Origin of the sequence: Pseudomonas sp. ARP3, assembly GCF_001029595.1 — a bacterium.
Taxonomy (GTDB): Bacteria; Pseudomonadota; Gammaproteobacteria; order Pseudomonadales; family Pseudomonadaceae; genus Aquipseudomonas; species Aquipseudomonas rhodesiae.
Genome location: NZ_LEKF01000001.1, coordinates 399,136 through 422,519, shown reverse-complemented (window position 1 = coordinate 422,519; position 23,384 = coordinate 399,136). Strand labels below are relative to the sequence as shown.

Here is a 23,384-nt window from a genome sequence, read left to right as displayed (position 1 = left end):
TCACTAACCACATGCCTTACCCCGCTTCCCCACCCGACCGAGCCCACCCCATGAATCCACTCGCCCTCATAAAAAAAACCCGGCCCGCTCGCCAAGGCACCACCACCCTCACCTGTACCGCCAGCGACCTGGACGCCGCTTTAGCCGCCCAGCGCCTCACGCCGACGTTGATCACGGGCTTCATCTCGCCGCACTTGGACATCGACGCCATCGCCGCCAAGCTCAAGCGCCGTTTCCCGCAATCCACCATCAGTCTGTGCACCACCTCCGGCGAGTTGTGCAACGCACCCAATGCTCTCTACTGCAGCACCGGCGAGCGCTGGGATCGGATGGTGTTGCAGTTGTTCGATGCCAGTGTGATCGCCTCGGCCGAGGTGGTGATGGTGCCGTTGGAGTGCGAGGACATCCGCAGCGGTGGCAAGCGCCTCAAAATGCAGGAGCGGATTGCCAAGTTGGTGGCCAATATCAAGCGGGTGCAGGTGAATACACCAATCGATCATCGCGATACCTTGGCGTACGTGGTGTTCGACGGGCTGTCGGCGTCGGAGTCGTTTTTTATGGAGGCGCTGTACGAGTCGGGGCGGTTCCCGTGTTTGTTTGTAGGGGGATCAGCCGGGGGTAAGTCGGATTTCCAGAAGACGCTGATTCATGACGGCCAGCGCAGTTATCAAAACCACGCGCAAATCGTGTTCGTGAAAACCGCGGCGGATGTGCGTTTTGGCGTGTTCAAAAGTCAGAATTTCAAACCTGCCGACCTGACCTTCAGTGTGCTGACCGCTTCGGTGGAAGACCGCACTATTGACCAGGTCATCGACAGCAGCGGCAACATCAAGAGCATGGTGCAGGCGCTGTGCGATGCCTTCAATTGCTCGCCCCAGGCGCTGGAGCCGAAGCTGGCGGATTATTCGTTTGCTATCCGCGTGGGCAGTGAGTTGTTTGTGCGCTCCATCGCGCGCATCGACTATGAGCAGCAGATTGTGCAGCTGTTTTGCGACGTGGCGCCGGGCGAAGAGTTGGTGATGGTGCGGCGTACGCCGTTGCGGGAGGCGACGCGCCGTGACTACGAGCAGTTCTTGCGCGGCAAGGGTGGCCAGCCGGTGGCGGGCATCTTGAATGACTGCATCTTGCGGCGGCTGAACAATGGCGCCGAGCTGGGCAGCATGGCCGGCACGTTCGGCGATGTACCGCTGGCGGGGTTCTCCACCTTTGGGGAAATCCTGGGTTTGAACCTCAACCAGACACTGACGGCGATTTTCTTTTTCCGGGTGGGCAAAGGCGCGAGTTTCACCGACGAGTATGTGGATAATTTCATCGCCCATTACGGCGAATTCAAGGCGTTTTTCCTACGTCGCCAGGTGAAGAAACTGGCCGGTTTGAACCATGTGGTGGTCAAGCAGATTGCCGCGTTCAAAAACAACGACTTCGCCAACACCCTCAATACCCGGGGGCTGGACAGCAATATTCTGCCGGTATTCGAAGGGCTGGCGGACTTGGGCATGGTGTTGGCCCAGGCTGAGCGTCAGCAGGAAGACATCGCTGCGCAGCTCAAGCATTACTCGGGTGAGTTGCACGCGTCGATGGATGAACTGGTGGGGACCATCGGCCAGCAGAACACCGTGTCCGCCCAGGCCGGGGCCACGGTAGAGGGGCTGTCCAGCCAGGCGGACGTGGCGGTGGAAGGTGCGCGTACGCTGGCGGGGTCGAGTTTGCGTATTCAGTCGATCGTGCAGGTGATCCAACAGATCGCCGGGCAAACCAACCTGCTGGCGCTCAACGCAGCCATTGAAGCGGCACGCGCCGGTGACTTGGGCCGTGGCTTTGCCGTAGTGGCGGACGAAGTACGCAAACTGGCGGAAATCACCCGTAAGAATGCGGCGGAAATCGGCGTGGATATTGACCTGCTGTCCAGTGAGATCCAGCGCGTTGCCCAGCAGATCGAGGACCAATCCACCGGGGTCGGCGCACTGCGCGAAATGCTCGACGCTCTGGAGGCGTCCAGCCGCGCCACCGAGGGCACGGCGCAGCGGACCAAGACAATTGCGGATACGTTGACGGGGCTTACACATGCGTAGGCATCCGTCGGGTCGCCAGGGCTGCACGCTGATCCGCCATTAGCCGCCGCACCTGGCTGATAGGCCACTTCAAGGTTTGTACTGTTTGATCAGATTGAACAATTGACGGGTCCAGACCCAACGCGTGCTGGGCGCTTCGCGGTTGTCCGAAAGCGCATCAAGTAGGGTGCGCTCACGCGCTAAGCCTGAGACAAGGCCCGGCTCTGAGCGCTGCGGACCTGGAACGTCAGAAGGTTCGACTGGCTTGATCAACGAGCCGGTAGCCGGGTCTATCGTATACCCCGCTGCCTTGCCTTTTTCGGTGAGGGTCCAGACGCCGTTTACGTTATCAGCGAGCGCCTCGGAGGGCGGGCGCCTTATGGATTCGTCGGTGGTAACGACGATGTTGTCTTCGACAGGGATCACTTTAAAGGTGGTGAACTCATCGCCGAGCCCAGCTTGCTTGCCACCTTCGTCCGAAAACCTATTCACCATTTTTTCCAGGAACGGCAGGCCGCCAATATTGGAAAGCGCCCCGTAATCCGGATTGAGGATATGTCGCAAATAGCCCTGATCAAGTCGGGTACTGGTGATGGCCGTGCCGTTCAGAATTCGTGAGGCCGTTGCCGCGTCTTCTTGCTTAAAGTTGAACGTTACGCGATACCCCTGTGCATCGTAGCCGTTATTGGAACTCAACTGCTGGCGCCCGTCGCTTGCACGACGATAGCTGCCGAGTGAATGAGCCAATTGATCCACATAGCCCAGACTGGCACCCTCCTCCTGTGCGTAAGCGAACATATCCGCGATCAGTGCACGATCATCGTGACGTAAAAATTCAAAAACGTTCTGGCCTGCATTTTCGTAGGTCGCAGGCGGCAGGGCGACCGGCGGCTCGTGGCTACCGAACAAGCGCGCAATCATCAAGTCACGGCCAGCTACTGACCTTGAGCTGGGTGCTGCGGGGGACACCGCAGACTGCATCTGCAACCAAGCTGCACGTCGCTCATTCATGGTGAAAGTGCCGCCGTCGTCGTGGGCGATCAAGCTCAGGTGGTCGCGAGCGAGGTCTTTGAACGGGTTGATGTCAGTACCGTTGACGAAGCCGGTGGCCTGCCGAGCACGCGCCAGGAGATCCGGGTCATCGGTATCGGGGGTCTGTGCGTCGTGCCGCACTTTGTTGGCGAAGTAGTTGCCATCTGTAATTGGGTCGACCAAATTGGAGCCTCGCTGAACGATACGGTTTTCAGCGTGCGTTGCGGCGTCACTTAACTGGCGCGCAAGGGTCGAAACGGTCTCGGTAGCTGGGTGACTATTGGTTGAGACACGCACACTTGCACGCTCATGGGCAGCCATAGCAGCGTAGTCGTTAGCCGCACTGACGGAAGTGCGTGTCAAATGACGGTAAGACGAGGACGCATCAGGATTGAGATTGACCATGAACATCGCTCCTTTCTTAAGGAAGCAGCCATAGTGCTGCATGAGTCCCGGCTCAATAACTTAAAGTTCGCCCTAACATTGCAAGATTTTTAAACCAAATAAAGGTATCAACTTCCTAAAAACACGAAGCCTCTATCTGTAAGACATCCAAGTAGGAAGCCGTCAGCAACTCCCTAGTCCTGCCTCTCTACTATAAAAACCGCCTGTTTTAAGCCATCTGGCGACCGTCACTTCAAACGCGGAATTTCAAAAAACCAGTGATCGACTTGCTGCCGTATCCCGAAGGTTTACCCATGTGCTGATCAAAAATAGCCCGCACCATGGCGCTGGAGTCATGATGCCGTGCATGATGCCTCGCTCACCTCAAGGACGATAAAAAGTGAAAATCAGCCTCGCCGCTTTGCTGCTGACTTGCCTTGCCGGACCCGTGCTTGCAGTTGATATCCCTATCGGATTTCAGACCGCCACCCTCCCCGATGCGCAAAACAATCGCCCATTGCAACTGACCGTCTGGTATCCCGCCGCTACCACTGCGGCCCCCGAACCGATCGCCGACGATACGGTGTTCGTCGGCGCTCTCGCGGTGCCGAACGCGCCGGTGGTGGCTGGGGAGCATCCACTGGTGGTGCTCTCCCACGGTTATGGCGGCAATTGGCGCAATCAGGTGTGGTTGGCCAGCGCATTGGCACGGCGGGGTTATATCGCGGCGGCGGTCAATCATCCAGGCACTACCAGCAAAGACCGCAGCCCCGCCGGCGCTGCGCAGTTATGGCAAAGGCCCAGGGATTTGAGCCGGGCGATCGATGGGGTGCTGGCCGAGCCGGGCCGGTTCGGTGTGGTCGCCAAAGGCCAGATTGCCGCCATGGGCCATTCCCTGGGCGGCTGGACTGTGCTGGAAATGGCCGGCGCGCGGTTCGATCCCGACCGGTTTGCCCAAGACTGCACCGTTCACCCTAAGCTCGGCGGTTGCCTCGGTTACCGGCAAATGAACCCCGCCGGTACGCCAGAGGGTAAAGAGCGCTTGGCTGCGGATTTAAGCGACCAGCGCGTCACCGCCATTGTGTCCTTGGACCTGGGCCTGTCGCGCGGCTTCACCGATGCCAGCCTGGCGACATTGCCAGTGCCGGTGCTGGTGATTGCGGGAGGCGTGCCGTCCGAGGACATGGACCCGCAGTTGGAGTCCGCCAATATGGTCAAGCGCCTGCCAAAAGCCACGACTCAATATATGGAGATCGCCGACGCCACCCACTTCAGCTTTATGTCGATCTGCAAACCAGGCGCCGTGGCGTTGATTGAAGCGGATTCGCCGGGCGATGGGATGATCTGCCAGGACGGCAACGGGGCGAGGCCACGGTCAGTGGTCCAGCAGCAGGTGGTCGACCTGATCGATGCATTCCTGCAGCGTTCATTTCACAACTGATACTTGGGCCTGGGGGATGTTCCTCCTTATGAAACACCCGGACGATACAGCCAAAGCGCGATCTACGCCTGGATTGCGCCTAGGCCCCACGGTGCAGCTTGCTTAGCTGGTATGATCCGCGCGTTGACAGCCCCGGTAAAAACCCATGAATCGCCAGAAAAAACTCCAGCAACTGTTCAAGGCCAAGGCCAAGAAAGCCAGCGCCAAATTGGCGCCCAAATCCAAGGATCGCTACATCAGCAAGGCCGAGCGGGAAAGGCTGGCGGCTGAAGCTGCCGAGGCGCCCAGCCCGTCCCCCGAAGCCTGACTCAGCAGCCGCTCAACGCCACTTGCGGCCGCTCACCGGCAAAGAAAAACGGCCGCAGGCGCACACCCACGCTGTTGCCGATAAACGCTGCCACCAACCACATCCAGCCATGCAGACTGCCGGACGCGATGCCGCTGAAGTACGCGCCGATGTTGCAGCCGTAGGCCAGGCGCGAGCCGTAGCCCAGCAGCAACCCGCCGATCACCGCCGCGATCAACGAACGGGCTGGGATCTTCAGGCTCGGTGCGAAACGTCCGGCCAGGCCGGCGGCCAGCAACGCACCGAGGACGATGCCGATGTCCATCACACTGGTGATGTCTTCCCACACCGGCGCGGCCAGGGCCTTGGCATTACCCGGCATCTGCCAGAATGCCCAGGCGCTGACGTCCACGCCCACACCGCTCGCCACCTTGGCGCCCCACAGTGCGAACGCCGAAGTAATGCCCCACGGCCGCCCGGCCAACGCCAGGGTCGCGTAGTTCAGCAATGCCAGGCCAACGGCGCCCCACACCAGCGGCCACGGCCCGCGCAGAAAGCGGCGCACACCTGAATGCGGGCTTTTCACCCCCTCTTCAAGCTGACCGTGGCGGCGCTTTTCCAGGCGCACCGTGACGGCTGCGATCAACGCAAACACCGCAAGGCTCAGGATCAAGGCCGGCACCACGCCGAAACTTTTGACGATGGACACCGCCGGGAACGCCGGCAACGCAAACCACCAATCCACATGGTGCGTAGCGATCAGCGAGCCGCAGATAAAGAACAACAGGGTCACCAGCATGCGCGCATTACCGCCGCCCACGGTGAACAACGTGCCCGAGGCACATCCGCCGCCCAACTGCATGCCGATACCGAAGATGAACGCACCGAACACCACCGACACTCCAGCCGGCGCTACCAGCCCGACAACCGGCTGACCCAACAACGTGCCCGCCCCCAGCGCCGGGAAGAACAACAGCACCGCCAACGCCAGCATCACCATCTGCGCACGCAGGCCGGCGCCACGACGATCATTGATAAAAACCCGCCAGGCCGAGGTGAAACCGAAGGCGGCGTGGTACAGCGTCAGGCCCAGGGCCGCGCCGACCATAAGCAATAGCATCTGGCGCGAGCCGACAACGTTGTGCAGGAACAGCGCGCCCAGCACCAGCAGGGCAAAGGCCACCAGCGGCGCGACGGGTGCGCGCGCGCGGGTCAGGGGAATTGAGGCGTTCATGGGTCTCTCGCGGGTTTGAAATAAATGAGGGGCAAGGGCGACAGTATAGATAAGCCCGAAGCCGTCTGGTGTCAGCCGCGGCCGATCGAACCCGACACCGGCAGATTCCCCAATAGTTTCAGCCCGGTGCTCTTCACAAAAGTGGGGTAATCCATCGGCCGCTGAATCCTTGTTTCAGCATTCGGCAGCACATAAGCCCACGCCCGTTGGGACGATGCGTCGTACACCAGCTTGAACAGCCGCGTCGGCACCCACACCCGGTTAGCACCGATGGTGCCGTGGCCCTCATCGAACAGCGGCCCAGTGAACACATACACATCGCCGCCGGCGCGAAGGGCGAACTTGCGCACGTCCGCCTCGACCTTGCTCCAGATCTTGCGGTTGTTGGTAGGGTCTTGCGGCACCATGTTCGACAACGCAAATGACTGTGCCATGGCCTTGGCATCGGGTGCGTCGGCGGCCGGGGATTGGTGGCCGCGGTCCATTGCCGGCTGCACGCCACGGTAGTCGCTCAACTCCGCGCGCGCGCCCTTGGGAATGCGCGGGTCCGCGTAGAAATGGTTGGTTCGCTCTTCGCCTTTGGCGTCCTTGAGCTGGCGGGCGTTGAGGCGCTCGACCACCACCAGCGGTGTCTTGCTGGTTTGCGAATACAGCACCGCGAAATGGTCGGAGCACAGCGCCAGGGGTTTCAGGCTGGCGGGGACGGTCGCGGTTTTGATCGGTGTGGCGCCGGGGAATACATCGGCGCAGGTGTCGAACGACAACTGCCGTTCCTGGGTGGAATAAAGGTCTATCGCGCCACGGGCATGTGCCCCGGCCGAAAACAAAACAAAGGCCGATAGCCCAACTGCAATTTTGCGTAGGTACATGGATTGAATCTTCGAAAGAGAGCGACGCGGCAGGCTCCGCGTACGGAGCCAAGTGAATGATATTTCGAGGATTATGGACTAACAGATGTCAGATTAGTGCCCGAGCGACGTAGGTTTTCCCGCACCCCGCGCGCCCGGCCTGAAGCCATGGGCGCTGGCCGCCCAGGTAATGGCAAACGCCACGCCGACCAACAGCAGCATCGCCCACGCAAATGCGGCCACGCCCCATGTGTCCAGTAGCACGCCACCCACCACACCGCTGCCCGCAATCGCGCTGTTCCATGCCACCACGTTCAGCGACAACGCCACATCCGCGCCATCACCCGCCGCGTCCGCCAGGGCGGTTTGCAACAAGGTCGCAGCGCCGCCGAAACTCAGGCCCCATACCGCCACCCCGAGGTAGATCACTTGCGGCACGTTCCCCAGTAAGCCCAATAGCACGCTCACCGCCGCAAACGCCGCCAAGCTCACCAGCACAGTGTTGCGTAACAACGGTTCGACCAGTCTGGCCGTGCCCCAAATCCCCGCCAACGCAGCGATGCCGAAGACCAGCAACACCAGATCCACCCGCTCGGCCAAGCCCGCCGGTGCCACGAATGGGGCAATGTAGGTGTAGAGGATGTTATGGGCCAGCATCCAACTGATTACCACCGCCAGCACCGGGCGCACGCCCGGCGTGGTCAGCACCTTGCGCAATGACAGGCGCTGATGCGCGGGCTGTGGCGCAAAGTCCGGGACCTTCACCAGCACCCAGCCGATCAGTACCAGGCTCACGCCCGACATCAGGCCGAAGGTGGTGCGCCAGCCCAGCAGGCCACCGAGCCAAGTGCCCAGCGGCACACCCAACGACAGCGCAATCGGCGTACCGACCATGGCCAACGCCAGCGCCCTACCCTGTTGCTGCGGCGCGACCATCCGGCGGGCATAACCGGCGAGCAAGCTCCAGGCCAACCCTGCCGCCACCCCGGCGAAGAAGCGCGCCACCAGCGTAACCCCATAGTGGGAGGACAACGCGGTAATGGAGTTGAACAGCAGGAAACCGGCGATGGTCAGCAGCAATACGTTGCGTCGGCGCCAGCCACGAGTGGCGATGGTCATGGGGATCACCGCCAGTACTGAACCCAGCGCATACGCGGTGACCATCTGCCCGGCCATTGACGGCGAAATCGCCAGGCCGTCACTGATCAACGGCAACAGGCCGGCGGGCAGGGTTTCGGTGACGATGCAGATGAAGCCGGTCATCGCCAGGGCGAGCAAGGCGCCGACGGGCAAGCGGTCGGACGAAGCCGATAACGTCAGTGAGGGGGTCAAGGGAAACTCCTGGGCAAGTTGATTTAAATACTGATCGATACAAATGTTGCAGGCGGGCGCAGCGCGTTGTCAACGACTTATGTATCGACTAGTATCTATTTCGCTTTCCGAAGGAGACCTCACATGGCACAGATGGGCCGCCCGCGTAATTTTGATCGCGAACAGGCTGTGGAACAGGCGTTGCATCTGTTCTGGCAGCACGGCTATGACGCCACGTCCCTTGCCCAGCTCAAAGCGGGTTTGGGCGGTGGCATTTCCGCACCGAGTTTTTACGCCGCTTTCGGCTCCAAAGAAGCGCTGTTCGAGGAGTGCGTGCAGCGCTACCTGTCCACCTACGCCCAAGTCACCGAATGTTTGTGGGACGAATCCCTACCGCCGCGCCAAGCCATCGAAACCGCGCTGCGCCAATCGGTGCGTATGCAATGCGAAGACGGTCACCCCAAGGGCTGCATGGTGGCACTCGGCGTGATGAGTGCGCCCAGTCCGGAAAACGCGCGGGTAGCGAATGCGCTGACCCAATCGCGACTGCGCACGCGGGCGGGGATTGTGGCGTGTGTGGAGCGGGCCGTGCGTGAAGGTCAGTTGCCTGAAACAACCGAAGCTGCGGTGATGGCTACCGTGTTTGACAGCTTTTTGCAGGGAGTATCGATCCTGGCGCGGGATAACGTGCCCCATGCAATCCTTGATGCCGCGATCAGCCAACTGTTGGTGACGTGGGACGCTGCGGCTTCTTCCGTGCCGGCCGCTGAGCCTGAAGTCGGTGGCGCAAAATAAAGGCGCTCCGAAGAGCGCCTTTATTCATTGCTGTATTACTGCTCGCTGATCGACTTCACTTCAGCCTTGTTCGCGCCGCCAATCGCAATGCGTTTAGGCTTGGCTTCCTCCGGCACCACTCTGAGCAGATCGATGCTCAGCAGGCCATTGGAGAGCTGCGCGCCCTGCACTTCAATGTGGTCGACCAGGCGGAACGACAAGCGGAACGCGCGCTGGGCGATACCTTGATGCAGGTAGGTGATGTTTTCGTCGTGTTCGCGTTTGCCGCCGGCGACGGTCAACACGCCTTTTTCCACCTGGATATCCAGGTCGTCTTCCACCAGGCCGGCAGCGGCGATCACGATGCGGTAGTGATCATCACCGTGCTTCTCGACATTATGGGGTGGGTACGTGGTACCGGCCTCGCTGCGAAGCGCCGATTCGAAAAGGTCGTTGAAACGGTCAAAGCCAACGGAGTGGCGGAACAGTGGGGCCAACGAGAGAGTAGTAGCCATTGCAAAATCTCCTGAGTTTTCTCCAAGTGATTTGATACGCGACCCGTATTCGGCATCGCGTAAAACCTAAGTAGGTTCAGGGGAAAAAATTTCAAGCGACGACCCAAAAAAAATTTTCCTGCCGACAAACGGCTGTTTGGCCCCTCGGAATGAGATATCAGAACAGGTCTATTCCGCAGTCTCGGCCACGCCCTGATCCTCCCCCAGAAACCCGCCGCTCTGGTGATGCCATAACCGCGCATAGGTGCCGTTCTTCTCTAGCAACTCGGCGTGGCTACCTTGCTCGATGATGCGACCGTTATCCATGACGATCAGTCGATCCATGGCGGCGATTGTGGACAGTCGATGGGCGATGGCAATGACGGTCTTGCCCTTCATCATTTCATCCAGGCTTTCCTGGATGGCGACTTCGACTTCCGAATCCAGCGCACTGGTGGCCTCGTCAAGCAGCAGGATCGGAGCGTTCTTGAGCATCACGCGGGCGATGGCGACCCGTTGGCGCTGGCCGCCGGATAACTTGATGCCCCGCTCACCCACCAACGTGTCGTAACCGCAGTGGCCTTGTTTATCGCTCAGTTGGCTGATGAAGCCGTCAGCCTGGGCACTCGCGGCGGCACTGCGGATTTGCTCATCGGTTGCATCGGGGCGCCCGTAAGCGATGTTGTCGCGAATCGAGCGGTGCAGCAGGGATGTGTCCTGGGTAACCATGCCGATGGCGCTGCGCAGACTGTCCTGGGTGACGTGGGCGATATTCTGCCCATCGATGCAGATCTGCCCTTTGTCCACGTCATAGAAGCGCAACAACAGATTGATGAGCGTGGATTTACCGGCACCGGAGCGTCCCACCAGGCCGATTTTTTCACCTGGGCGGATGCTCAAGCTCAGGCCGTCGAGAACCTGGCGTTCGCCGTTGTAATTGAAGCTCACGTTGTTAAACGTCACCGCGCCGCCGTGGGTGACCAGCGTGGCGGCATCCGGTGCGTCCTGCACCTTGGGCCCGCGGGTCAAGGTTTGCATACCGTCCTGCACGGTGCCGATGTTCTCGAACAGCGAGGTCATCTGCCACATGATCCAATGCGACATACCATTGACGCGCAACGCCATGGCGGTGATGGCCGCCACCGCGCCGGTGCCCACAGCCCCTTGGTGCCACAGCCACAAGGCATAACCGCCCGCGCCCATGATCAACGCAACCACCAGTGCCTGATTGACGATCTCGAACTGGCTGACCAGGCGCATCTGGCGAAAACCGGTCTGCTTGAAGTCCTCCATCGCCGCGCGCGCGAAATGCGCTTCACGCTTGGAATGGGAGAACAGCTTGACCGTGGTGATATTGGTGTAGGCGTCCGAAATACGCCCGGTCATGGACGAGCGCGCATTCGCCTGCTCCTGCCCGACTTTGCCCAGGCGCGGCACGAAGTACCCCATGGCCAGGCCGAACAACGCCAACCAGGCAATGAAAGGCAGCATCAGCTTCGGGTCGAAGCCGCCGGCCAGTGTGATAAGCGCGATGAAGTACACACCAATTCCGGGGGCCATCTCGATCAGGGTGAACAGCACCTCGCGCACCGACAGCGCCGTCTGCATGACCTTGGTGGTGACACGGCCGGAGAACTCGTCGGAGAAAAACGACAGGCTTTGTCGCAGCATCAGTCGATGGAAATCCCAACGCAGCCGCAACGGCAGGTTGATCGCCAATACCTGGTGTTGCACCAGCGTGCGCAGCGCTACCAGCCCGATGCTGGTCACCAGCACGATACCGATCCCCCACAGCACCCGGCTTTCCTGCCCGCCTGCATCGCCGCCGGCTTGCCAGGTCGACAGCAGGTCCACCACCTGTCCGAGAAAAGCAAACAACCAGGCTTCGTAGATCGACACACCGGCACTGAGCAGCGCGAGCGCAACGATATAACCCCGGGCACCACGGGTACAGGCCCACAAAAATCGCGCCAGGCCCTCGGGGGGTGGAGGCGCCTCGTCGGGCGGGAAAGGGTCGAGGCGTTGTTCGAATGCACGAAGCATAGGGTTCTCCAGAACGATCTAGTGCGGGGATTCTGGCATTTAAAGCTTGGCTTGAGGGCGTATCGGGATAGAACCCTGCTCTGCAAGCAGGGTCTGCTCTTGAATCAGATCTCAGGAATACGTCGAATGTCAGCGCAAAACAGTCTTGTCATGCTCGCTCGAGGAGGCTACGCCGCTCGGGGAGTGCTGTATCTGATCATCGGTATCTTCGCGCTGCTGGCAGCACAGGACTCGACAAAACCGAAGGATAGCCACAAAAGTCTGGAAGCATTGCTCAGCCAACCATTCGGCTATTTTTTAATTGGGGTTGTGGTGGCGGGCCTGCTCTCATTTGCCTCTTGGCGCATGCTGCAGGCTACCCGTGATGTCGATCATCATGGCAAAGAACTCAAGGGTTTGGTGATTCGAACCGGCCTGTTTGCCGGAGGCGTCGTTAATGGCGCGCTGGCGTTTTTTGCATTGGGCCTGCTTATAAGCGGCATTAAAAGCTCGGGTAATTCCGGGGGGCAGGCCAAAGACTGGCTGTCCCATCTATTGTCCTGGGAACATTCGAACATGTTGGTTTACCTGATCGCCCTCATTCCGCTTGGGGTCGGTATTGCTCACATCATCAAGGGATGGAAGGCATCGTTCGAAAAATATTTTGAGGCCGATGAAGATGTCATGCGCTACGTGCGCCCCGTATCGCGATTCGGATTGATCGCCCGCGGCGTGGTGTTTTTAGAGATTGCAGTGTTATTGGCCATCAGCGGTTCCACTTATCAAGCCATTGACCCACCCGGCATGAAGGAGGCGCTGGACGCCCTCCAGAACCTACCCGCTGGGTGGTTGCTTTTGATGGTAATGGCCTTGGGGCTGATCGCTTTCTCGGCTTACAGTTTTTCTGAAGCCTTCTGGCGCAAGATCAATATGGATGTGCCGGGGGTGGCGAGAACGTAGCAGGCCACGGCCGTTTGTGGCGGCTTTAGAGACGCGCTTATGCTGTGCGCTCGAATCACCCCGGAAAAATCCAAGGCAAAAAAAAGCCTGCATCGCTGCAGGCTTTTCCCTATCTGGCTCCACGACCTGGACTCGAACCAGGGACCCAATGATTAACAGTCATTTGCTCTACCAACTGAGCTATCGCGGAATGCGCCGTATGTTACTGATTGAAAAGGAGAAGTCAAGCATTGCCTGGCAAACGTGAGGATTAATTCCCCGGCTCGCCCGTCAGCGGCTGTTCTGCAGCCAGGTCCAGCCAGGCGCGGGCGGCCGGTGGTAAGTGGGCGTTGGCGCGCCAGGCCAGGGCGATGTGCCAATCGGTATGGGGCTCGTCCAACGCGACCAAGGCAATGCCGGCGTGTTGATGCTTGTGCGCCAACATTCGTGGCAGGAAGGCGACGCCCAGGCCAGCCGCGACCAGGTCGACAATAAAATCGATCTGCCCGCTGCGTGCCGTCACGCGGGGGGTTACGCCTTTGCGCTCGCAGGCCGCGAGGATCTTGGCGTTCAGGGCGAAACCGGCTTCGAACAGGATGAAGGGCGAGTCTGCCAGGTCGGTGAAGTCGATACACTCACGCCCTGCCAGGGGATGGTTCATGGGCAGCACGGCGATCAGCGGCTCATTGCGCACCGGTTGATAGTCGAAGCCCTCGTCAATCGGTAACAACAGTGCCGCCAGGTCGACCTCCCCTTCTTCCAGGCATTCGCGCAGGCGCTTGCTGCCGTATTCGGTCAGCTCAATGTCAATGTCCGGGTAGCGGCTGCGGTAGGTGGCGAACATGGTCGCAAACAGCACGCCGCAGCCTACCGGTGGCAAGCCGATGCGCAACATACCGCGCTTGAGGCCGCGCAGGTCGTTGATTTCGCCGAGCAGGTCGCTGTGTTCGGCCAACAACACCTGGGCGCGACGGTAGGCAATTTCGCCGGCGGCGGTCAGTTGGTTACGATGCCCAAGGCGGTTGAGCAGCGGCATGCCCAGTTCCTCTTCGAGGGTTTTGACCGCCTTGCTCACGGTGGACTGTGTCAGAGACACCACCTCGGCTGCCTGAGAAAAACCGCCCTGGCGCACCACCTCGACAAAGGCGCGCAGTGTTCGCAGATTCATCGGTATTCCTTTGGCGACTGGAAGCCAGTGATAAAAGTTGTTTTTATCATGACAGAAGTTCGCTTAAGGTGGAGCCACCTTGCCCTGTGGATTGACCGTTGATGATCATTTCGTCCGCCTCCGACTACCGCGCCGCCGCCCAACGCAAACTGCCGCGTTTTCTGTTCGACTATATCGACGGCGGTGCCTACGCCGAGCACACACTGCGGGCCAACAGCGCGGACCTGGCCGACATCAGCCTGCGCCAGCGCATCCTGCGCAATGTGGATAACCTCAGCCTCAACACCACCGTGCTCGGCCAGAAGCTGGCGATGCCGGTGATTCTCAGCCCGGTAGGGTTGACCGGCATGTACGCGCGCCGTGGCGAAGTGCAGGCAGCCAAGGCGGCCGCCAACAAGGGCATTGCGTTCTGCCTGTCGACGGTGTCGGTGTGCTCCATTGAGGAAGTGGCATCGCAAAGTCCGCAGGCCATCTGGTTCCAACTTTATGTACTCAAGGACCGCGGTTTCATGCGCAACGCGCTGGAACGCGCGCAGGCAGCCGGGGTGACGACGTTGGTGTTCACCGTGGATATGCCCACGCCGGGGGCGCGCTATCGCGATGCTCACTCGGGCATGTCCGGGCCGTACGCGGCCTCGCGGCGCATGCTGCAGGCTGTGACCAAGCCGCAGTGGGCCTTCGACGTGGGCCTGATGGGTCGCCCCCATGACCTGGGCAATATTTCCAAGTACCTGGGCAAACCCACTCATCTGGAAGACTACATTGGTTGGCTGGCCAACAATTTTGACCCGTCGATCAGTTGGAGCGACCTGGAGTGGATCCGCGAATTCTGGAAAGGTCCGATGATCATCAAAGGCATCCTTGACCCCCAGGACGCCAAGGACGCCGTGAGCTTCGGCGCCGATGGCATCGTGGTGTCCAACCATGGCGGCCGCCAATTGGATGGCGTGCTGTCCACCGCCAAAGCGTTGCCGGCGATTGCCGAGGCCGTGGGCGATGACCTGACGGTGCTGGTGGACTCCGGCATCCGCTCCGGCCTCGACGTAGTGCGCATGCTCGCCCTGGGCGCCAAAGCGTGCCTGCTGGGGCGCGCGCCCTCCTACGCGTTGGCCGCCGACGGCCAGCACGGGGTCGAAAACCTGCTGGATATTTTCGCCAAGGAAATGCGCGTAGCCATGACCCTGACCGGTGTGACCTCAATCGAGCAGATTAACGCCGACACCTTGGTACAAGCAGCCAAATAACCGGCGCGGGCCCTCCACACCTGGGGCTGGCCTGCTACAGCGACCATTGATTCGTAAGGTTTTTTATTAAATTAAACGAAGTGGCATGAATCTCGCTCTAACCTGTTCCAAGCAGGTCCAGCGATGACAAGACGTGCGGCGGTGCCCAGGGGTTAAAACCCACTGTAAAGCGGTTTAGACTGTTTCAATGTTTTACGAAACTGACGGAACAGTAAGACCCCGGCACTCGCCACACGCATCGGGCCTGTAAGACTCTTAGAGGCCGAACGGTTATGAAAACACCTACCCAGACCAACGCAATTGATTTCGACACAGCCAAATTGCAACGTCTGGGCTTCGGCCAGCCGTTCCCGCCACCCCGCCGCCCCACTACCGTTGCTCAACTGCGCCAGCAACTGGGCCTGCAATTGCAGACCAGTCTGGAACCGGAGCGCATCCTCAGTGTGTTCTTCCGTGAGATCCAACGCCTGGTGCCCCTGGATGCCCTGCATTATCGTCACGACGCCGCAGACCTGCGCCTGGAGTTCGGCCAGCGCGGCCATCACTCGGTGAGCTACAGCCTGAGCCACGAGGGCGAGCATCTGGGAGAACTGATCTTTCGCCGTAACCAACGCCTGAGCGAAGAAGAACTCGGCCAGCTCGAATCGCTGCTGGCCACCCTGCTCTATCCCATGCGCAATGCCCTGCTCTACCGCGCGGCCACTCGCAGCGCCCTGCGTGACCCGCTGACCCAGACCGGCAACCGCATCGCCATGGATCAGACGCTGCAACGGGAAATCGACATGGCTCGCCGGCACCTGAACCCACTGTCCTTGCTGATGCTGGACATCGATCACTTCAAGCACATCAACGATACCCACGGCCACGCCGCCGGCGATGACGTATTGCGCGAGGTGGCGGCTGTCATCAAGGCGCAGCTGCGTAACGTGGACATGGTGTTCCGGTTCGGCGGGGAAGAGTTTCTGATCCTGCTGTCCAACACCAGCCGGGAGGCGGCGGCGGTGGTCGGGGAACGCCTGCGCAAAGCGACCCAGGCCCAGGACTATTGGGCCGATGGTAAACGGATTGAATTGACGGTGAGCTTGGGCTGCTCGACATTGCTGGCCGCCGAGTCGGCCGAAAGCCTGCTGCGCCGGGCCGATAATGCGTTGTACGTGGCCAAGCGCGAAGGCCGCAACCGCTTGGCAATGGCGGGGTAAGCACCCCGCCACCGCGTTACATCAGGCTTCGCTGGCGACACGCTCCTTGCGCTCGCGCACGGCGGCGCTGGCGAGGCTGACAGGCTTGTCTTTCTCAAGACGCATGCAGCTTTCCAAGAACAGGTACATGTAGTCGTAGCTTTTGCACACGGCGTGGCGCAGTTCCACCTGCAAGGCCTTGCTCGGGTTCATCCCGGCCAGGGTGCAGATGATTTCCAGGGCTTCCCACGGGTGCGCGTCGTCGTACTGGGCGTGCATCTTCAGCCACTTCATTGCCCGTTTGCGCTCCTCCTCAGGAAAGGCCGCGGCGTAGACACCCGTGGAGCAGACCACGGCTGACCATTCCCCAGTCGCCCCTTCGATTGCGTAGTTGGTGGCGGCAATTGCCACGATCAACGAATCGGCCGAGCTGGTATGCCAGCACCAATGGCTCAGTGCATGCAACTCCGGCGGCACATGCTGGGCCTGCAACTCTTCCAGGCTCACCCCATGGGCGTGCGCCCAATTGACCCAGTAGTCGGCATGGTTGAGTTCCACGCGAATATTGCGCATCAGCCAGCGCCGCGCCATATCCTCCCCAGGATGGCGGGCAAACTTAGTCTTGGTGAGGTTCTGTGCCATGTACAGGGCAAACTGTTCTACCACGGGCCAGCCACCGATCAAGTAGTGACGCATGGTCCGCGCGCTGAGCGTGTTGTCGCGCATGCGCTGGTACAGTTCGTGTTCGACAACCCGGCGCTTGCTCTCGCTACAGTCCTGGATCAATTGCTGTGCCCAGGCTGGGTAACTTGAGGCTTCCATCAGCGGGCCGGTTCTGTTGAATGTGTCGATCACTATAAGGCTCCTTTTTAAGTGTGATGTTTACAGACCGGCAAATGTTTCAGCGGAATGTGCCGGGCGCCTTGAATAACAGGGGCTGCGGCCGCACAGGTCGACATTGCAAGCTATCAAAGGTAAACAACTGCGGTCGTTCGATCAGGTAGCCCTGAGCGTAATCCACTCCTATTTCGAGCAGTGCCTGTTCGATTTGGGGTGTTTCGACAAACTCGGCAATTGTGCGCTTACCCATGACGTGGCCGATGTGGTTGATCACTTCGACCATGGCGCGGTTAATCGGGTCGTCCAGCATATCCTTTACGAAACTTCCATCGATCTTCAGGAAGTCTACAGGTAAATGTTTCAGATACGCGAATGAGGACATTCCGGCACAAAAATCATCAAGTGAGAAATGGCAACCTAAGGCTTTGAGTTCATTAATAAAACGAATTGCACTGGCTAAATTGGCAATCGCACTAGTCTCGGTAATTTCAAAACAAATCATTTCTGGCGGGATGCAATAGGAGGCGAACTTATCTCGTAAAAATCCTAAAAAATCGTCATCGCCGATGGTAATACCTGACAGATTAATCGCACACATGGCCATGGGCCGGCCCGGACGCTCGTGCAGGCAGCGGGCAATGATCGCGAACACATTCTCCACCACCCAGCGATCCAGAGAAGTGATCAGGCCATAGCGCTCGGCCGCCGGAATAAAACTCTCGGGCAGGATGATGCGACCGGATTCGTCATGCAGGCGCAGCAGAATCTCGATATGCCCGCTGCCGCCCTCGGTGTGGTTCAAGGCCGCGATTTCTTGGGAATACAGGCAGAAGCGGTTTTCTTCCAGGGCCATGTGCAGGCGCTGCACCCAGGCCATTTCGCCGAAGCGCACGGACAACTCGGAGTCGTCGGCGTGATACACCTGCACGCGGTTGCGCCCCTTCTCTTTGGCCATGTAGCACGCCATGTCGGCAGCGCGCAGCGACGCTTCCAGGGTGGTCGGGGTATGGGAGATATGCACCAGACCGATGCTCACGGTGGTCACGAATGGCCGGCCTTTCCATAAAAAATGCAGGCTTTGCACAGTGTGGCGCAGGCTCTCGGCGATCTTTTCCGCAGCCGCCGGCGGGCAGTTCTCCAGCAAGATGCCGAACTCATCGCCGCCCAGGCGCGCCAGGGTATCGCCCTCGCGCAGGTCCGATTGCAGCAGCGCGCAGATATGCCGCAACAGTTCATCGCCCGCCGCATGCCCGCAGGTGTCGTTGACCAGTTTGAACTGGTCCAGGTCGAGGAACATCAAGGCGTGGCGCCCAACCTGCTGATGCGCCAACGGGTACAACACCTGCTCCAGACGGAATTCGAATTCACGCCGGTTAGCCAGGCCGGTCAGGGCGTCATGGGTCGCCTGCCACGACAGGTTGGCGATGTACTGCCGCTCCTGCGTCATGTCGTGCAGAACCAGCACCGCACCACTGACCCGATCGCCACTGCGAATCGGCGTGCCTACCAAGGTGACTGACACCGTGCTGCCGTCCAGGCGCTGGATGGTCTTGGCATGCTCGCTACCGCCCCTGAGCTGGCCCTTTACGATTTGCTCGATCAGGGTGAAGCCGTCAGGCTGGGCATCGTCGTCCAGCAGGTTGAACAGCGCCGCCAGGGGCAAGCCCTGGGCCTGGCTCGACTTCCAATGGGTGAGTGCCTCGGCCGCCGGGTTCATGTAGGTAATGGCACCGTCGACGTTGGTGGTGATCACCCCGTCGCCAATCGACGCCAGAGTGATCTGCGCCCGTTCCTTTTCCACCTGCAGCGCTGTAGCGAACGCATGGCGCTGGCTCAATAACTTGTGGGTGCGCAACAACGCCAGCACGATCAAGCCCAGGGCAGTGGTCAGGTTGGTGATCAACAGCAGGCGCAGGATCACCCGCGAGCCTTCGCCCAAGGCATCGCTGAAGGCTTTGGCGGCGGGGGTCACGCCGTCGTTGATGGCGGTGATACGGGCCTTCCATTGGCGCACATCGTTGGCGTTGACCTGGTCGGCGCTGATCGCGGCGTGCATCTCCTGGGCCAGGTTATCCAGCTGCACCAGGTAGCCATCGCCCACCGTCCACAACTCGATGGCTTTTTCCAGGTAGCTGAAATGCCGGAAGTTCAGGTACAGCCAGATCACGCTCGACACATCGTCCGGGTGGTTGCCGCCCTTGAGTATTCCCAGGCGTGCGGCATCGAGGTCAGGGGTTGGGCGGTCCAGGGCAACGCGCAGTTCGTGCCCGCCCTGAGGCACGGCGATGGCGTGCTGGTATTTGAGGTAGGTGGCTTCGTCGCGGTTATCGGCGTACAGCGTGAGGTAATAGATGGCGTCTTTCTGGCCCTTGGACCACAGACTCTCGCCGCCCACGTAACCACGCACAGCCGACAGCACATACAGGCTGCCACAGCCCAGCAATGCCTGAAACAGCACGACTGCGATAAAGGGCCACACAATGCCCAGCAGCCGAGGCGTTCCGAAAGTCCGCTTTCGCTTCATGAAGTCCCTTGCATATGCACTGCTCAATACGCACGCTAAAACCCGCTTCCCTGCCACAGCCTAAGCTAAATCAACGTACTTGTTGCAAGTGTCCATAAAGCTTGGCGTAAAGGCCGCCATCGGCGATCAGCTGCTGGTGGTCGCCATCTTCGGCAATGTGCCCGCCATCAAACACTAATACCCGGTCCGCCTGTTTTACCGCCGACAGACGGTGGGCGATGATCAGTGTAGTACGGCCACTGAGAAACCGCGCCAGCGCCTGATGCAAGTTATATTCGGTGGCGGCGTCCAGAGCCGAGGTGGCTTCATCGAGGATCACCACTTTGGGCTCGGCCAGCACCATCCGCGCAATCGCCAGGCGTTGGCGCTGGCCGCCGGAGAAACGCACCCCGGAACGCCCCACCACACTGTCCAACCCCTGAGGCAGGGCCCTGACGGTGGCGTCCAGCTGGGCGATTTCCAGCGCCTGCCAGCAAGCCTGGTCACTGCGTTCGCGGCCCATGGTCAGGTTGGCGCGCACCGTGTCGTTGAACAGCGCCGGGTGCTGCAACACCACCGCGACGTGCTCGCGGATGGTCTCCAAGCCAATCGCCTGCTGGGTCGCGCCGCCAAAACGGATGGAGCCGGCCTGGGGCGTATAAAGCCCCAGCAGCAGTTGCACCAACGTACTTTTGCCGCCGCCGCTGGCGCCGACGATGGCGACTTTCTCACCAGGCGCGATGCTCAGGTTCAACTGATCGAGCACCAACTCTTCGCCGTAACCGAAATCCAGCCCGCGCACTTCGATGCCGACGGTGTCGTGCCCGCTGAACGGGTCTTCGCCGCCGACATACTGCGGTTCATCGGCACGCGCCAAAAGTTCATTGATGCGCGTCAGCGCACCGCCCGCTGCGTAATAGGCGTATTGCAGGTTCAGCAATTGCTCCACCGGGCCGATCATGAACCACAGGTAGCTGAACACCGCGAGCATCTGGCCGATGGACAGGTCGGAAAACAGCACGGTAAGCATCGCCGCCGCACGGAAGATGTCGATGCCGAACTGGAACAGCAACCCGCTGGCGCGGCTGGAGGCGTCGGTTTTCCATTGCGAGTGGATGGCGTAGTCGCGCACTTCCTGGGCGCGCTGGCCGAGCCGCCCTAGAAAGAAGCCCTGGCGGTTGCCGGCGCGTACCTCCTGGATGGCGTCGAGGGTTTCGGTCAGGGCCTGGGTGAAACGCGAGGTGCTGTCGTTTTCGAGTTTCTTCAGGTGTTTGACGCGCTTGCCCAATTGCACCGTGGCGTAGATCACCAGCGGGTTGAACAGCAGGATCAGCAGCGCCAGTTGCCAGTGCATCCACACCAGGATCGCCGAGGTGCCGACCAGCGTCAGCATCGCCACCAGGAAACGGCTCAGGGTTTCGCCAACGAATTTGTCCAGCGTGTCCAGGTCGGTGACCAGGTGCGTGGTCACCGTGCCGCTGCCCAGGCTTTCGTATTCGCCCAGGGAGATGCGTTTGAGCCGTTCGATCAGGCGCACGCGAATGCGGTACACGATGTCCTTGGCCAACCGTGCGAACAGCCGCGCCTGCACCACGTTGAACAGCAGCGCGCCGCAGCGCAGCAGCAAGGTCACCAGCAGCATCAGGCCAATGTAGCCGGCGGCTTTCTGCCAACCCAGGGGCAGCGCGTGGTTCATCACCTTGAGCGCGGCATCGCCACGGCCCAGCAGGACTTCGTCCACCAGTAACGGCAACAGCAAAGGGATGGGCACGCTGCACAGGGTCGCCAGCACGGCGACACCATTGGCGATCCACAGGGATTTCTTGTGACGCAGGGCCAGGCGGCGAACTTCCGCCCAGGTCAGTCGGTCGGTGCGCTTGGGCTGCTCGGGCGTGGCGGGCTGGTCATGCACAGGCGCCTCGCTTCAGCCATCGGGCCAGCAAGGGCGACAACTCGGACAGCGGCTGATAACCGTTGGTCAGCAGCGCTAACTGGCCGTCGCGCTCGGCCAGCAGCGTCGGGAAACCGGCGATGCCCAAATCCTGCACCCAGGTAAAATCGGCGGCCGTGGCGGCGTGTTGCTCGGCGCGATCGAACTCGCCGGCAAACTCGATACGCGGGATGCCGGCCTGTTCGGCCAGCTCCACCAACACCTTGGCCAGGGTCACGTCGCGGCCTTCGACATAGAACGCCTGCTGGATCAGCCCCAACAGCTTCCATGCGCAATCCGGCGCCAGGCTACGCGCGGTGACGATGGCGCGGCACGCAGGCTCCGTGTCATAGACAAAGCCATCGGGCAGCGCCCCTTCGCGCTTGAACGGCTGGCCGGTGGCGTCGGTGACGGCTTGCCAGTGTTCGAGAATATAGCGCCGCGTGGTCGGTTCCAGCGCCGCGCCGCTGCCGGTGCGCAGGCCGCCCACCACCAGATGTACGTCGACGCCGGCCACTTGGGCCTGCTCTACCAGGGCCTGCGCCACCGGGGCAAAGCCCCAGCACCAGGAACACATCGGGTCCATTACGTAGAGCAGGCGCGCGGACATGGCTCAGGCCTCGGAAGGGGTTTGCTTGTAGTTGTAGCCAATCGGGTGCGGCATGTTGCGGGCCTTGGCCAGCTCAATCTGCTTTTGCCGGTCGATCGCGCTGCGACGGGTTTTCTCCGGCAGCTTATCCCAGCAGTGCGGGCAACTGATGCCGGCCACATAGTGTTCGGATGCGCGGTCGGAGACACTGACCGGTGTACGACAGGCATGACATTGATCGTAGTCGCCTTCGCTCAAGTCGTGACGCACGGTCACGCGGTTATCGAACACAAAGCAATCGCCCTGCCACTTGGTTTCTTCCTGCGGCACCTCTTCGAGGTACTTCAGGATGCCGCCCTTGAGGTGGTACACCTCATCGAAGCCTTCGCTGAGCATGTAGCTCGAGGCTTTCTCGCACCGAATGCCGCCGGTGCAGAACATCGCGACCTTCTTGTGCTTGGCCGGGTCGAAGTGGGCTTTGATGTAGTCGGGAAACTCGCGAAAACTGGTGGTTTTCGGGTCGATCGCGCCTTCAAAGGTGCCGATGGACACTTCGTAGTCATTGCGGGTGTCGATCAACAACACTTCCGGATCGCTGATCAGCGCGTTCCAGTCCTTGGGATCGACATAAGTGCCGACCTGCTTGTTGGGGTCGACGCCTTCGACGCCCAGGGTCACGATCTCTTTCTTGAGCTTGACCTTGGTGCGGTAGAACGGCTGCTCGTCGCAGTACGACTCTTTGTGGTCGAGGTCGACCATGCGCGGGTCGGTCTTCAACCAGGCGATCAGGCCATCGATGCCTTCGCGGCTGCCGGAAACGGTGCCGTTGATGCCTTCTTCGGCGATCAGCAGGGTGCCTTTGATGCCGTTGTCGACCATCGCCTGCAACAGGGGCTCGCGCAAGGCGACGTAATCTTCGAGGGTGACGAACTTATACAGTGCCGCCACGACAATCGGTTGAGTCATGGGTGTTCTCTCCAGGTGGCTACCCTCGTAAAGGGTGAACCGGATGCAAAAAAACGCGGGCCATGCCGCGCGGCGCGCATTCTAGCAAAACCCCGGCGGCGCCGCATCGACACTCAGTCGCCGATATTTCCTCGACACCCGCGCGGCATT

Annotated in this window: 19 protein-coding genes and 1 tRNA gene; 7 read left to right on the top strand and 13 right to left on the bottom strand. The window is 60.5% G+C overall.

Translation table 11 applies throughout. The features are described 5' to 3' along the window. The first annotated feature begins 50 nt into the window (after positions 1-50). The gene (locus ABX75_RS01860) at positions 51-2,072 is read left to right on the top strand and encodes a methyl-accepting chemotaxis protein (RefSeq protein WP_047881360.1); all 2,022 of its coding nucleotides are present in this window, start codon (positions 51-53) and stop codon (positions 2,070-2,072) included. A 69-nt stretch (positions 2,073-2,141) separates the two neighbouring features. On the opposite strand, the gene ABX75_RS28015 is transcribed toward ABX75_RS01860, so the two are convergent. Next, the gene (locus ABX75_RS28015) at positions 2,142-3,488 is read right to left on the bottom strand and encodes a hypothetical protein (protein WP_144419285.1); all 1,347 of its coding nucleotides are present in this window, start codon (positions 3,486-3,488) and stop codon (positions 2,142-2,144) included. Positions 3,489-3,867: 379 nt separating this feature from the next. On the opposite strand from ABX75_RS28015, the gene ABX75_RS01850 reads away from it, so the two are divergent. Then, entirely contained in the window at positions 3,868-4,908 is a 1,041-nt protein-coding gene (locus ABX75_RS01850; protein WP_047881359.1) for an alpha/beta fold hydrolase, read from the top strand. 145 nt (positions 4,909-5,053) lie between these two features. Further along, entirely contained in the window at positions 5,054-5,215 is a 162-nt protein-coding gene (locus ABX75_RS28175; protein WP_080758769.1) for a DUF2986 domain-containing protein, read from the top strand. A gap of 1 nt (position 5,216) precedes the next feature. On the opposite strand, the gene ABX75_RS01845 is transcribed toward ABX75_RS28175, so the two are convergent. The 3 genes from ABX75_RS01845 to ABX75_RS01835 form a co-directional block, all read right to left on the bottom strand. Beyond that, complete coding sequence (locus ABX75_RS01845; RefSeq protein ID WP_047881358.1) at positions 5,217-6,428, bottom strand: YeeE/YedE family protein; 1,212 nt, start codon at positions 6,426-6,428, stop codon at positions 5,217-5,219. Positions 6,429-6,499: 71 nt separating this feature from the next. Beyond that, positions 6,500-7,297, bottom strand: coding sequence for a DNA/RNA non-specific endonuclease (locus tag ABX75_RS01840; protein ID WP_040268932.1), 798 nt, complete (start codon positions 7,295-7,297; stop codon positions 6,500-6,502). A gap of 93 nt (positions 7,298-7,390) precedes the next feature. Then, complete coding sequence (locus tag ABX75_RS01835) at positions 7,391-8,608, bottom strand: MFS transporter (RefSeq protein WP_047881357.1); 1,218 nt, start codon at positions 8,606-8,608, stop codon at positions 7,391-7,393. 123 nt (positions 8,609-8,731) lie between these two features. Between ABX75_RS01835 and ABX75_RS01830 the strand changes: the two genes are divergently transcribed. Then, positions 8,732-9,382, top strand: coding sequence for a TetR/AcrR family transcriptional regulator (locus tag ABX75_RS01830; protein ID WP_040268935.1), 651 nt, complete (start codon positions 8,732-8,734; stop codon positions 9,380-9,382). Positions 9,383-9,417: 35 nt separating this feature from the next. Here ABX75_RS01830 and ABX75_RS01825 read toward each other — a convergent pair whose 3' ends face one another. Together ABX75_RS01825 and ABX75_RS01820 are read right to left on the bottom strand one after the other, a co-directional pair. Then, complete coding sequence (locus ABX75_RS01825) at positions 9,418-9,876, bottom strand: Hsp20 family protein (RefSeq protein WP_034099277.1); 459 nt, start codon at positions 9,874-9,876, stop codon at positions 9,418-9,420. 168 nt (positions 9,877-10,044) lie between these two features. Continuing rightward, entirely contained in the window at positions 10,045-11,898 is a 1,854-nt protein-coding gene (locus ABX75_RS01820) for an ABC transporter ATP-binding protein (protein ID WP_034099278.1), read from the bottom strand. Positions 11,899-12,024: 126 nt separating this feature from the next. Here ABX75_RS01820 and ABX75_RS01815 point away from each other — a divergent pair, with 126 nt between their 5' ends. Next, positions 12,025-12,837, top strand: a complete 813-nt coding sequence (locus tag ABX75_RS01815) for a DUF1206 domain-containing protein (RefSeq protein ID WP_034099279.1) — start codon at positions 12,025-12,027, stop codon at positions 12,835-12,837. 114 nt (positions 12,838-12,951) lie between these two features. On the opposite strand, the gene ABX75_RS01810 is transcribed toward ABX75_RS01815, so the two are convergent. Both ABX75_RS01810 and ABX75_RS01805 read right to left on the bottom strand, forming a co-directional pair. Further along, positions 12,952-13,027, bottom strand: a tRNA-Asn gene (locus ABX75_RS01810). A 60-nt stretch (positions 13,028-13,087) separates the two neighbouring features. Beyond that, positions 13,088-13,984 (bottom strand): LysR family transcriptional regulator, encoded by an 897-nt coding sequence (locus tag ABX75_RS01805; RefSeq protein ID WP_034114616.1) that lies wholly within the window; start codon positions 13,982-13,984, stop codon positions 13,088-13,090. A 101-nt stretch (positions 13,985-14,085) separates the two neighbouring features. On the opposite strand from ABX75_RS01805, the gene lldD reads away from it, so the two are divergent. Continuing rightward, positions 14,086-15,228 carry an FMN-dependent L-lactate dehydrogenase LldD gene (gene lldD, locus ABX75_RS01800; RefSeq protein ID WP_034099282.1) on the top strand — a complete coding sequence of 381 codons (1,143 nt, stop codon included), beginning with the start codon at positions 14,086-14,088 and terminating at the stop codon, positions 15,226-15,228. Between the two features lie 272 nt (positions 15,229-15,500). After that, complete coding sequence (locus tag ABX75_RS01795) at positions 15,501-16,427, top strand: GGDEF domain-containing protein (RefSeq protein WP_047881356.1); 927 nt, start codon at positions 15,501-15,503, stop codon at positions 16,425-16,427. 21 nt (positions 16,428-16,448) lie between these two features. On the opposite strand, the gene ABX75_RS01790 is transcribed toward ABX75_RS01795, so the two are convergent. The 5 genes from ABX75_RS01790 to ABX75_RS01770 all read right to left on the bottom strand — a co-directional run bounded on the left by ABX75_RS01790 (position 16,449) and on the right by ABX75_RS01770 (position 23,234). Then, positions 16,449-17,228, bottom strand: coding sequence for an iron-containing redox enzyme family protein (locus tag ABX75_RS01790; RefSeq protein WP_219730045.1), 780 nt, complete (start codon positions 17,226-17,228; stop codon positions 16,449-16,451). A gap of 79 nt (positions 17,229-17,307) precedes the next feature. Then, a complete protein-coding gene (locus tag ABX75_RS01785) occupies positions 17,308-19,770 on the bottom strand; it encodes an EAL domain-containing protein (RefSeq protein WP_047881355.1) in 2,463 nt (820 codons plus the stop codon). A 70-nt stretch (positions 19,771-19,840) separates the two neighbouring features. Beyond that, the gene (locus tag ABX75_RS01780) at positions 19,841-21,661 is read right to left on the bottom strand and encodes an ABC transporter ATP-binding protein (RefSeq protein WP_047881354.1); all 1,821 of its coding nucleotides are present in this window, start codon (positions 21,659-21,661) and stop codon (positions 19,841-19,843) included. After that, on the bottom strand, positions 21,654-22,289 hold the full coding sequence (locus ABX75_RS01775; RefSeq protein WP_034099292.1) for a DsbA family protein: 636 nt from the start codon (positions 22,287-22,289) through the stop codon (positions 21,654-21,656). Before ABX75_RS01775 ends, ABX75_RS01780 begins: the two co-directional genes overlap by 8 nt. A 3-nt stretch (positions 22,290-22,292) precedes the next feature. Next, positions 22,293-23,234, bottom strand: coding sequence for a rhodanese-related sulfurtransferase (locus ABX75_RS01770; protein ID WP_034099294.1), 942 nt, complete (start codon positions 23,232-23,234; stop codon positions 22,293-22,295). Positions 23,235-23,384: the final 150 nt, after the last annotated feature.

Excerpts from the sequence above, each read along its gene's own strand:
- ABX75_RS01860 (WP_047881360.1), top strand. The coding sequence starts at position 51 with ATGAATCCACTCGCCCTCATAAAAAAAACCCGGCCCGCTCGCCAAGGC.
- ABX75_RS28015 (WP_144419285.1), bottom strand. The coding sequence starts at position 3,488 with ATGGTCAATCTCAATCCTGATGCGTCCTCGTCTTACCGTCATTTGACA.
- ABX75_RS28175 (WP_080758769.1), top strand. The coding sequence starts at position 5,054 with ATGAATCGCCAGAAAAAACTCCAGCAACTGTTCAAGGCCAAGGCCAAG.
- ABX75_RS01845 (WP_047881358.1), bottom strand. The coding sequence starts at position 6,428 with ATGAACGCCTCAATTCCCCTGACCCGCGCGCGCGCACCCGTCGCGCCG.
- ABX75_RS01840 (WP_040268932.1), bottom strand. The coding sequence starts at position 7,297 with ATGTACCTACGCAAAATTGCAGTTGGGCTATCGGCCTTTGTTTTGTTT.
- ABX75_RS01830 (WP_040268935.1), top strand. The coding sequence starts at position 8,732 with ATGGCACAGATGGGCCGCCCGCGTAATTTTGATCGCGAACAGGCTGTG.
- ABX75_RS01825 (WP_034099277.1), bottom strand. The coding sequence starts at position 9,876 with ATGGCTACTACTCTCTCGTTGGCCCCACTGTTCCGCCACTCCGTTGGC.
- ABX75_RS01820 (WP_034099278.1), bottom strand. The coding sequence starts at position 11,898 with ATGCTTCGTGCATTCGAACAACGCCTCGACCCTTTCCCGCCCGACGAG.
- ABX75_RS01815 (WP_034099279.1), top strand. The coding sequence starts at position 12,025 with ATGTCAGCGCAAAACAGTCTTGTCATGCTCGCTCGAGGAGGCTACGCC.
- ABX75_RS01805 (WP_034114616.1), bottom strand. The coding sequence starts at position 13,984 with ATGAATCTGCGAACACTGCGCGCCTTTGTCGAGGTGGTGCGCCAGGGC.
- lldD (WP_034099282.1), top strand. The coding sequence starts at position 14,086 with ATGATCATTTCGTCCGCCTCCGACTACCGCGCCGCCGCCCAACGCAAA.
- ABX75_RS01795 (WP_047881356.1), top strand. The coding sequence starts at position 15,501 with ATGAAAACACCTACCCAGACCAACGCAATTGATTTCGACACAGCCAAA.
- ABX75_RS01790 (WP_219730045.1), bottom strand. The coding sequence starts at position 17,228 with ATGGAAGCCTCAAGTTACCCAGCCTGGGCACAGCAATTGATCCAGGAC.
- ABX75_RS01785 (WP_047881355.1), bottom strand. The coding sequence starts at position 19,770 with ATGAAGCGAAAGCGGACTTTCGGAACGCCTCGGCTGCTGGGCATTGTG.
- ABX75_RS01775 (WP_034099292.1), bottom strand. The coding sequence starts at position 22,289 with ATGTCCGCGCGCCTGCTCTACGTAATGGACCCGATGTGTTCCTGGTGC.
- ABX75_RS01770 (WP_034099294.1), bottom strand. The coding sequence starts at position 23,234 with ATGACTCAACCGATTGTCGTGGCGGCACTGTATAAGTTCGTCACCCTC.